Here is an 8,444-nt window from a genome sequence, read left to right as displayed (position 1 = left end):
GGAACCGGAAAAGCCGCAGCCGATCCGACACTCATCCCCTGTCCGACACCCAACCCGTCCTGCACATCACCAGTGGATCGCCCTGCTGCGGGCGTCTCCTTGACAAAGGTCATAGGGACACCCCCCCCCGAGGCCCACCCGCAGGCTTGACGCCAGATAATTACTCAGCGACAGTTGAGTCAATGGACATTGAGCCTGTTTCCCTGGCCGGGCGCGCACGGATCCACGCCGCACTCGGCGAGCCCGCGCGCCTGGCGATCGTGGACGCGCTCACCTTCGGCGACGCCTCCCCCGGGGAGATCGCCCACACCCTCGACATGCCGACGAATCTCGTCGCCCACCACGTCAAGGTGCTCACCGAAGCCGGCCTCGTCCTGCGCGGCCGGTCCGAAGGCGACCGGCGGCGCACCTACCTGCGACTCCAGCCGGCAGCCCTGGCGGCTCTCATCCCGCCCCCGCTGGCCGATGTGGGACGGGTGGTTTTCGTGTGCACCCACAACTCCGCCCGCTCCCAGCTGGCCGCCGCCCTGTGGAAGCGACGCACCCGCGGGGAAGCCGCCTCGGCCGGCACCAAGCCTGCCGCCCGAGTGCATCCCCGCGCGATCGCCGTGGCTCACCGTTACGACCTCAACCTGAACCCTGCCGGCACCGCCCACGTCAACGACGTCGTCCGCGACGACGACCTGGTCATCGCCGTCTGCGACAACGCCCACGAAGACCTCACCGGACCGGTCCGCCCCCGCCTGCACTGGTCCGTGCCGGACCCGGTCCGGGTCAACACCGACGAGGCGTTCGAGGCCACGTTCGCCGATCTCGCCGCCCGCGTCGACCGCGTCGCCCCCGCCATGAGTTCGGGAGACGGCCGCGGGTGACATGAGCCCCTCCGCGAACAACCAGTTGAACGTCTCGTCACCCGGTAAACCGACCTCGTCGGCACCGCAGCCACAGCACAACGCCCTGGGAGAGAACAGACTGATGACCATCGCACTCCGGCGGCGCCTGCTGGCCGAGTTCATCGGCACTGCCCTGCTCGTCGCCGCCGTCGTGGGCTCCGGCATCATGGCGGCCGCGCTCTCCCCTGGCGACGTCGGGCTCCAGCTGCTGGAGAACTCGATCGCAACCGCTCTCGCGCTCGGCGCGCTGATCCTGATCTTCGGCCCGGTCTCCGGCGCCCACTTCAACCCCGTTGTCTCCGCCGCCGACTGGTTCCTCGGTCGCCGCGTCGGAACCGGACTGACCGTCCGCGACCTCGCCGGCTACACGGTCGCTCAGATCCTCGGCGCGATCGCCGGATCGGTGCTGGCGAACCTCATGTTCGACCTCGCCGCCGTGGACCTCTCCAGCAAGGACCGCGCCGCCGGCAACCTGTGGCTCGGTGAGGTCGTCGCCACCACCGGCCTGATCCTGCTGATCTTCGCCCTCGCCCGCTCCGGCCGCGCCCCGGTCGCCCCCGCCGCAGTCGGCGCCTACATCGGCGCGGCCTACTGGTTCACCTCGTCGACCTCATTCGCCAACCCCGCGGTGACCATCGGTCGGGCTTTCACGGACACCTTCGCCGGCATCGCCCCCGCCTCCGTCCCCGGCTTCCTCGCCGCCCAACTGCTCGGCCTGGCCGTCGGCGTCGGCCTGCTCGCCGCGCTCTACCCCGACGCTGGGCAGGCCGCCGACCAGGTCGTCGTTCCGATCAACGAGCGTGACCCGGCATTGGACCGCCGACCATGACCGTCCCCGGCCCCGGCCCCGTCCCCGGCCCCGGCCCCGTTCCCGGCCCCGGCCCCGGCCCCGGCGAGGCCGACAAGCGTCACCGTGACCTGGTCAACCCGCCATGCTCCGCCGGCCGCTACCGGCTACTCGACCGCAACAGCGACCCGAGCCGGTCCCTGCCTGTATCTCTTCCCGGGGCACCCACGAACCGGCCCTATGACCTGCACTCCAAGGAAGGCATCTGATGTCCAAACCCAGCGTCCTGTTCGTCTGCGTCCACAACGCCGGCCGTTCCCAGATGGCCGCCGGCTGGCTGCGCCACCTCGCCGGCGACGCGGTCGAGGTCCGCTCCGCCGGCTCCGAGCCCGCCGACCAGATCAACCCGATGGCCGTTGAGGCCATGCGCGAGGTCGGCATCGACATCACCGCCAACAAGCCGAAGATCCTCGACTACGCCACCGCCGAGGCCTCCGACGTCATCATCACCATGGGCTGCGGCGACGTCTGCCCGGCCTTCCCAGGCAAGCGGTACGAGGACTGGAAGCTCGACGACCCGGCCGGCCAGGCCCTCGCCACGGTGCGCCACATCCGCGACGAGATCCACACCCGGGTGGAGAACCTCCTCGCCGATCTCCACCCCACTGCCTGAACTGCAGCGGCGAAGGGACAACGCGAACTGGCAGCGGCTGGCCTGTTTCGGAGGATCGTTCGGCAACGGGCGGTAAACCAAACCCACGGGCGCACCGGCCGCGCTGAGCGCTGAGCGCTGAGCGCCACACCTCGACCACTGACAGAGCGACGAGTTATCGCCGTATGCCGGGTCACCGTGACCGGTGCTCCTCCACGGTTGCTGACGCTGATCGCCACCTGGTCGTCAGGGCACCGTCGACATGGATGTGCGATACCGGCGAGCGCATCGTTCGGTGTGGACGGCCCGTTGTGGGGTTTGTCAGTGAAGGCTGGAGCGGCGGGTGGGGCTGAGGCGGAGGTTTTCGGTCGTGACCACCTCCGCTGGAATCTCTGCCTGTAGGGGTGACCGGGTGAGCCAGACCAGGGCGTGCTCCTGCTCACGGACCGGCAGCCGGGGGAAGTCGTTCGCGCTGTACTCAGTCCTCAGTACGGCCAGGGCTTCGCTCGAGCTGTGGGTGGGGTCGGGGAAAGGACCGTTCCAGTACCAGATTGTCGCGTGCAAAACCGAGTCGGGGTTGGCGGTGCTGCGATCGAGTACCGGCACCGCGACGATCTCGCGGAGCAGCAGTACGTTGTCCGAGTCAAGCATCGTCGCGTTCGCCGCTGGTCCGTGTTTCGCCCACACCGGTCCTGTGTAGAAGTCCGTCAGGGCGGTGCGGCGCGATGGCATGTCGGTGAATCCGCGCAGCCACACGAACTGGTCGGGCCGGTCGAGGTCGCGGAACTGGCCCAGCACGGCCATCCCCAGTTCTTCCTGGGTTTCGACGAACTCGCGGTCGAACAGATCGATCAGTTCGTCGCGGCGTCCCGCACCCAGGGTGTAACGGCGTAATTCGACGATCATGCCAGGATCCTTTCCAGGACGTCGGAGACGGTCCAGCGCGCCAGCGCCGCCCGGAACGTGTCGGTCGCTTCGTCGTACAGGTCGGTGAGCACCGGACGGATGCCGCGTCCGACCGGGCACTCCAGGTTCGGCTCGGAGTGGTGCAGGGCGAGCAGCGGCTCCGGCGAGACGGCGAGCCAGACATCCAGCAACGTGATCTCTGTTGCCGGCCGCCCGAGGAAGAAGCCAGCGCCGTTGCCGCGGCGTGCCGTCACCAGGCCGGCCCGCTGCAGGTCACCGAGGCTGCGCCGGATGATGACCGCGTTCGTGTTGACGCTGGCCGCCACCTCTTCAGAGGTGAGCACCTCACGACCGCCCCGCCTGGCCAGCTCCAGCCACGCCAAGGCGTGGGCCGCGATCGTCACCCTGCTGTTGGCCGCCACCCCGACAGTCTCGCCGACAACCACGCCAGAAGCAACCATCTTTGTTACGTTCGACTCTCCGCAGGCGTCCGTGTGCGTACGGGCTGGCCGACAAAGCCGTTGGCCGGCAGGACGAAATGACGCAGAGGCTCATCAGGCATGATCAACTGCACTCCGATCGACAGATACGGACGCCAAGCCGCGCCTCGCGGAACGGCCGTCCACGCAACATCATCAACCGGAACTTCGGCCGGTCCTGCAGGCGTCACAGCAGCCGGATCGGCCGGAGGCGATTGATCCAAGCAGCTCTGTCCGTCGTCGTACCTGTCTCTGCACGGGCACCGGTACGCCCACAATGTCGTCAGGCTACGGTGGCGTTCTCACCTCCGCCGCTGAAGAGTGCCGGGCTGGGAAGGTCCCCTCGTGCGATGGCGGCGGCGACGATGTGCTCGGCGCGGCGACGTCGCATCCGTAACGCGGTGATGGCGGCGGCGCCTGCGCGCCAGGTGGCCCAGCACAGCCGTAGCCACAACCTGGGTGCGGTGAGGTCGGCGGTGCGTAGGGCGTGGAGGAATCCGGCGAGGACTTCGGAATCGATGTCGTCGGCGTGCCGGGCGTGGTCTTTGCCGCCCGGTGCGTCAACGCGGGCAGCGCGATACCGATCGCGCCGACGACCCACGCCGGCCCCCACTCGCGGGCGTGGTGAGCGAGCTGCCGCCACAGTTCGTCGGTGGGTGCTGCGGTCGTAGCGTTCGCGCTTGACCAGCGCGCGCAGCTCGTCCAGCGGCAGTGTCGTGCGGGCAGACCCGGAACCGGGCGTGCGTCGCACACCAGCGGCGCGGGCTCGCAGGCCAGCAGTTGTCCGAACCGAACAGAACGTGTCTGGTCCTGACAGATTCGCCCCCGAGTGCGGCATGTGGACCCGCTGGCCGAGTTGTCCGTTGGGGTGCCGGACGGTTGCAGAGCCAGGTACGGCGGGATCTACAGACCTCGCATCGAGTCGGGTCCGGAATCGGCGGGCGGGCCGCTCTCTACGGGCCATTTCCGCAGGAGCCGCGCCAACAGGTAAGCGGCTTCGTGTGACGGTCTTCTTGAGCTCAGCCAGGTCTTCGGCTTCCGCTTATGGCCGATGTCAGGGCGATCGATCATGCCGAGGGCCCCGCGCCCTGAGCTATTGGCGGAATGCATGGTCGTCGAAGCCCGTTTCGCGCGTTTTCTCGTCGGAGTAGACAACGATGACCTCGTCGGCGGGTTGGGAGACGTGCTGCATTTCGGTCGCCGCTGGCCTGCGCTTCCTGCGCGAGAGCGCGTCGCCGGACGAGTCAGACGCCAGAGATGATGTCAACGTGTCACCGAACCAGAAACCCTCCACCGACAAGCCGGCCCCGGTCCGCCCACGCGGCTGGGCTGGGCGATTCCGGCCCCACGCCGACGACGTTGACGACCGCACGGTTGCTGGCCTCCTTGCCTATCACGCGCTTATCGAGATTCGCTCGTCGGCCGGGAAGTCACGCCGGCAGCCGGAAACTGCGTCCACCGACGAGGTTCTCGAACGAATCCGGTTCTTGGCGGACCTGGCGCACAACCTGCCCTTGGTCGCCCGCCCGCAAGGCAGGTGGCGACCTTCTCGCCCAGGGCTTATCAGCCGGCGAGACAGGGCGATGCAGACCCGGCCGATGAGCTGGACCTGGAACACCTCAGGAGAACGGGGGCGAGAGTGGATCCTGCGCCACATCGCCCAAGCCGGGTACCGGTGGACACCACCTCCCCCGCTTCCGGCACCGCGCAAGGACGCTGCCGCTTGGAACCTTCGGCAAGGGTTACGTGTACTGGCCGGATGGCCCGTTCGTACCCCACCCGGTCGGCAGCCCCTTCCCCGGCAGGCCCGGATACTGAAGGCCCTCGACCGCGACCAGATGTACGCCCTGTACGAGGAGGCGGGTAGCCGACGGCTTGGGATGGGATCCGCAAGCCCCGAGCTTCGGGCACATCTGGACCCGAATGCCCCGCACTACCTCTTCCCCGACCCGGCCGACTACTACTGGCCCAACGAGGACCGCCCCTGGTGGGAGTGCCGGGTGCTCCTGCGCATGGTCGACGGGGAGCCGATCACCGGCTCGCTGACTGTGCTCCCGGAGACGTTCACGGCGCTGCCATCGACCGTGTCCGGCATACGGCAACGCCGACTCGCGTTGACTGCCCGGATGCTGGAGCGGGACTACTACCTCTGGTGGAGGGATCATGAAAAGGACTGCTCCCCGCAGCGGTGCGGCTATCCCGCCGAGCCAACCGCGTAGTAGCTCCGTTCGTCGACGGCGGTTGCCACATTCGCCCGATCGACACGCTCATCTGGCCGCGATCCGCGCGGCCGATCGGTAACTGAACAAGGGCCGCGAGGCGGTCTACGGTACGGCCACGAACGATCGCGACCGACATTATTGATCTTCTGGTCTGTCGATTCTTGCGCGCTCCGCCGTACCTTTCTGTGTACCCAGATCTGTTGCCGGCGCTCTGTTAGATCCTGCCGTCGGGCCGGTTTACTGGTCGAGGTAGGCCAGCACGGCGAGCACCCGGCGGTGGCCGCTGCCTGATGGTGGTAAGCCGAGTTTGGCGAAGAGCGTGTTGATGTGGTTGCTGACCGACTTTTCGGTGATGATCATGTGTTCGGCGATCGCGGCGTTGGTGCGTCCCTCGGCCATCAGGCGGAGCACGTCCCGCTCTCGTGGGGTGAGTGCGGCCAGGGTGTCGCGCTGGTGTAGCAGTTGGGTGACGACTTCCGGGTCCATGACCGTCGCGCCGGTGGCGACCTGACGAATCGCGTCGATGAACTGTCGTACGTCGCCGACCCGGTCTTTGAGGAGGTACCCGACCGCACCGGCGCGGTCGGAGAGCAGTTCACGGGCGTAGAGCCGTTCGACGTACTGGGAGAGGATCAGGACGGGCAGCCCGGGTATCTCGGCGCGGGCGGCGATGGCGGCGCGCAGCCCTTCGTCGGTGAAGGTGGGCGGTAGCCGCACGTCGACCACGGCGACGTCGGGCCGGAGCGAGACGAGCGCCTCGACCAGTTGCGAACCGTCGTCGACGGCGGCTACCACGTCGAAGCCGTACGCGGTCAGCATCCGGGTCAGCCCGTCGCGCAGCAGTAGTTGGTCCTCGGCGATCAGGACGCGCATGGAAGCTCCATGTCCAGCACGGTGGGCCCGCCCAGCGGGCTGGTGATGCGAAGGGTTCCGTCGAAGGCGGATAACCGACGTTGGATGCCACGCAGCCCGGTGCCGCGTAGCGGATCGGCGCCGCCGTGACCGTTGTCGCCGACGGTGATGTGCAGCATGTCCCCTTGGTCGGTGACGGTGACCTGGATGCGCTGGGCACCGCTGTGCCGGAGGGCGTTGCCCAGCGACTCGGCGATGACGAAGTACGCCGCCGACTCCACCGGCGCGGCCAGCCGTCGGTCGAGTCGCAGATCCAGCTCGATCGGGATGCCGCTGGCCAGCTTCAGCGCCAGGGCCTGGACCGCCCCGGTCAGGCCCCGATCAGCCAGCACCGGCGGGTGGATGCCACGTACCAGGTCGCGGAGCTCCGTGAGGGCCGCGCCGACGCTGGCCTTCGCCTCGGCCATCAGGACTTTGGCCCCGGCCGGATCGGCGTCGATGACGTCCTCGGCCATGCCGAGATTCATGGTCGCCGCGACGAGGCGCACCTGCGCGCCGTCATGCAGATCACGCTCGACGCGGCGCAGCTCTACGGCGGACGCATCAACGGCAGCGGCCCTGGTGGCGGTCAACCGGTCGACCCGGGCGGACAGCCGGGCGGCGGACGTGGGTCCCAGCAGCGCGTTCGCCAGCCGGGCCTGACCGGTGATGAGGTGCCGGGGCAGGTGGTAGGCGAGCACCACCAACCCGACGCCGACCGGCACCAGCAGCCACGTCAACGGGCCGGACCTGCCAGTGAGCTCCAGCACCACGGGATCGAAGCTCGTGCGGGTCGGCAGCAGTGCCCGCAGCAACGGCGCGAACAGGCACTCCACTGCCCCCAGCCACAGCCCGATCGCCACCGTCACACTGAGCAGACCCACCGGGAACTGGCACAGTACCCAGGCCAGATCGCGCCAGGTGGCCGGCTCGCCGATCAACATCCGGGCCCGGGCAAGTAGGCCCTTGGGCAACGGGAGGTAGGGGGACGGCACTGGTTCAGCCAGCACCGTAGCGGCTCGGTGGCGTTGCAGATCGGCCAGTCGACGGGCCAGCCACACTACGCCGACGAAGAGCAAGATGCCCAGGCCCGCCGCAAGGCTCGACGGCACCGAGACCAGCGTCAGGAACAGCAGGAACGGCGCGGCCAGCCCGATCGCCGTACCGCCGAGTAACTGCCCGAGCTCGCTGACCGCGCGTCGGAGTTTTTGCCGCATCGTGATGACTCTTCCAGCCGCATCGCGGACGTCGGTCAGACGCCCGTTACCGCACAGAGATCAACGCTATGCGTCGGGCCGATCGGAGTCGATGAGGCGGACACCCCGATCCGTCCAGGTGCCTGCACCCCCACGACCTCAGGTGCGATGGCGGCTCTTCGAAATTAAGCGGGGTTGAGGTGTCCGCGGTGGCGGCGGGTTGTGGCCGTGCGGGTGCGGAGGCGCTGGTTTTCGGGGTTGCGGAAGCCGTAGGCGTTGCGGGCGACGGTCTTGATGACGCGGTTGGTGCCTTCTGAGCCGGCGTTGGTGATGCCGGTATGCAGGAACGCGAGGATTTCGGGCCACCAGGTCTGGATCGTGGTGGCGAGGCGGTGGAGTTCGGGCAGGTCAGTGGCGG

At 68.5% G+C, this 8,444-nt stretch carries 11 protein-coding genes; 5 read left to right on the top strand and 6 right to left on the bottom strand.

Annotation, left to right across the window (positions count from 1 at the left end; genetic code table 11):
• Window positions 1–182: 182 nt before the first annotated feature.
• The 4 genes from IEY61_RS30535 to IEY61_RS30520 all read left to right on the top strand — a co-directional run bounded on the left by IEY61_RS30535 (window position 183) and on the right by IEY61_RS30520 (window position 2,353).
• The gene (locus tag IEY61_RS30535) at window positions 183–872 is read left to right on the top strand and encodes an arsenate reductase/protein-tyrosine-phosphatase family protein (RefSeq protein WP_189050759.1); all 690 of its coding nucleotides are present in this window, start codon (window positions 183–185) and stop codon (window positions 870–872) included.
• 103 nt (window positions 873–975) lie between these two features.
• Window positions 976–1,722, top strand: a complete 747-nt coding sequence (locus tag IEY61_RS30530) for an aquaporin (protein WP_189050757.1) — start codon at window positions 976–978, stop codon at window positions 1,720–1,722.
• Complete coding sequence (locus IEY61_RS30525) at window positions 1,719–1,949, top strand: hypothetical protein (protein WP_189050755.1); 231 nt, start codon at window positions 1,719–1,721, stop codon at window positions 1,947–1,949. Before IEY61_RS30530 ends, IEY61_RS30525 begins: the two co-directional genes overlap by 4 nt.
• Window positions 1,946–2,353 carry an arsenate reductase ArsC gene (locus IEY61_RS30520; RefSeq protein WP_189050763.1) on the top strand — a complete coding sequence of 136 codons (408 nt, stop codon included), beginning with the start codon at window positions 1,946–1,948 and terminating at the stop codon, window positions 2,351–2,353. The genes IEY61_RS30525 and IEY61_RS30520 overlap by 4 nt, the downstream gene beginning before the upstream one ends.
• 300 nt (window positions 2,354–2,653) lie before the next feature.
• Here the strand turns inward: IEY61_RS30520 and IEY61_RS30515 are convergent, their stop codons facing one another.
• The 3 genes from IEY61_RS30515 to IEY61_RS31690 all read right to left on the bottom strand — a co-directional run bounded on the left by IEY61_RS30515 (window position 2,654) and on the right by IEY61_RS31690 (window position 4,318).
• Window positions 2,654–3,238, bottom strand: a complete 585-nt coding sequence (locus IEY61_RS30515) for an NIPSNAP family protein (RefSeq protein ID WP_189050753.1) — start codon at window positions 3,236–3,238, stop codon at window positions 2,654–2,656.
• Window positions 3,235–3,699, bottom strand: coding sequence for an Rrf2 family transcriptional regulator (locus tag IEY61_RS30510; RefSeq protein WP_229706618.1), 465 nt, complete (start codon window positions 3,697–3,699; stop codon window positions 3,235–3,237). The genes IEY61_RS30515 and IEY61_RS30510 overlap by 4 nt, the downstream gene beginning before the upstream one ends.
• 301 nt (window positions 3,700–4,000) lie before the next feature.
• A complete protein-coding gene (locus IEY61_RS31690) occupies window positions 4,001–4,318 on the bottom strand; it encodes a hypothetical protein (protein WP_229706616.1) in 318 nt (105 codons plus the stop codon).
• Between the two features lie 1,279 nt (window positions 4,319–5,597).
• Here IEY61_RS31690 and IEY61_RS30500 point away from each other — a divergent pair.
• On the top strand, window positions 5,598–5,936 hold the full coding sequence (locus IEY61_RS30500) for a hypothetical protein (RefSeq protein WP_189050751.1): 339 nt from the start codon (window positions 5,598–5,600) through the stop codon (window positions 5,934–5,936).
• Window positions 5,937–6,176: 240 nt separating this feature from the next.
• Here the strand turns inward: IEY61_RS30500 and IEY61_RS30495 are convergent, their stop codons facing one another.
• The 3 genes from IEY61_RS30495 to IEY61_RS30485 all read right to left on the bottom strand — a co-directional run.
• A complete protein-coding gene (locus IEY61_RS30495) occupies window positions 6,177–6,812 on the bottom strand; it encodes a response regulator (RefSeq protein WP_189050749.1) in 636 nt (211 codons plus the stop codon).
• Window positions 6,800–8,047, bottom strand: a complete 1,248-nt coding sequence (locus tag IEY61_RS30490; protein ID WP_189050747.1) for a sensor histidine kinase — start codon at window positions 8,045–8,047, stop codon at window positions 6,800–6,802. The genes IEY61_RS30495 and IEY61_RS30490 overlap by 13 nt, the downstream gene beginning before the upstream one ends.
• 164 nt (window positions 8,048–8,211) lie before the next feature.
• Window positions 8,212–8,444, bottom strand: a 233-nt coding sequence (locus tag IEY61_RS30485) for a transposase (RefSeq protein WP_189050076.1), incomplete at its 5' end; no start/stop codon positions are given.

The organism is Micromonospora sonchi, assembly GCF_014646235.1.
GTDB lineage: Bacteria > Actinomycetota > Actinomycetes > Mycobacteriales > Micromonosporaceae > Micromonospora > Micromonospora sonchi.
This window is presented reverse-complemented; position numbering and strand designations above follow the sequence as displayed.

What these genes read in the sequence shown, in the direction of transcription:
- IEY61_RS30510 (WP_229706618.1), bottom strand. Translation starts at nt 3,699, where the DNA reads ATGGTTGCTTCTGGCGTGGTTGTCGGCGAGACTGTCGGGGTGGCGGCC.
- IEY61_RS30490 (WP_189050747.1), bottom strand. Translation starts at nt 8,047, where the DNA reads ATGCGGCAAAAACTCCGACGCGCGGTCAGCGAGCTCGGGCAGTTACTC.
- IEY61_RS30535 (WP_189050759.1), top strand. Translation starts at nt 183, where the DNA reads ATGGACATTGAGCCTGTTTCCCTGGCCGGGCGCGCACGGATCCACGCC.
- IEY61_RS30530 (WP_189050757.1), top strand. Translation starts at nt 976, where the DNA reads ATGACCATCGCACTCCGGCGGCGCCTGCTGGCCGAGTTCATCGGCACT.
- IEY61_RS30515 (WP_189050753.1), bottom strand. Translation starts at nt 3,238, where the DNA reads ATGATCGTCGAATTACGCCGTTACACCCTGGGTGCGGGACGCCGCGAC.
- IEY61_RS30495 (WP_189050749.1), bottom strand. Translation starts at nt 6,812, where the DNA reads ATGCGCGTCCTGATCGCCGAGGACCAACTACTGCTGCGCGACGGGCTG.
- IEY61_RS30500 (WP_189050751.1), top strand. Translation starts at nt 5,598, where the DNA reads ATGGGATCCGCAAGCCCCGAGCTTCGGGCACATCTGGACCCGAATGCC.
- IEY61_RS30525 (WP_189050755.1), top strand. Translation starts at nt 1,719, where the DNA reads ATGACCGTCCCCGGCCCCGGCCCCGTCCCCGGCCCCGGCCCCGTTCCC.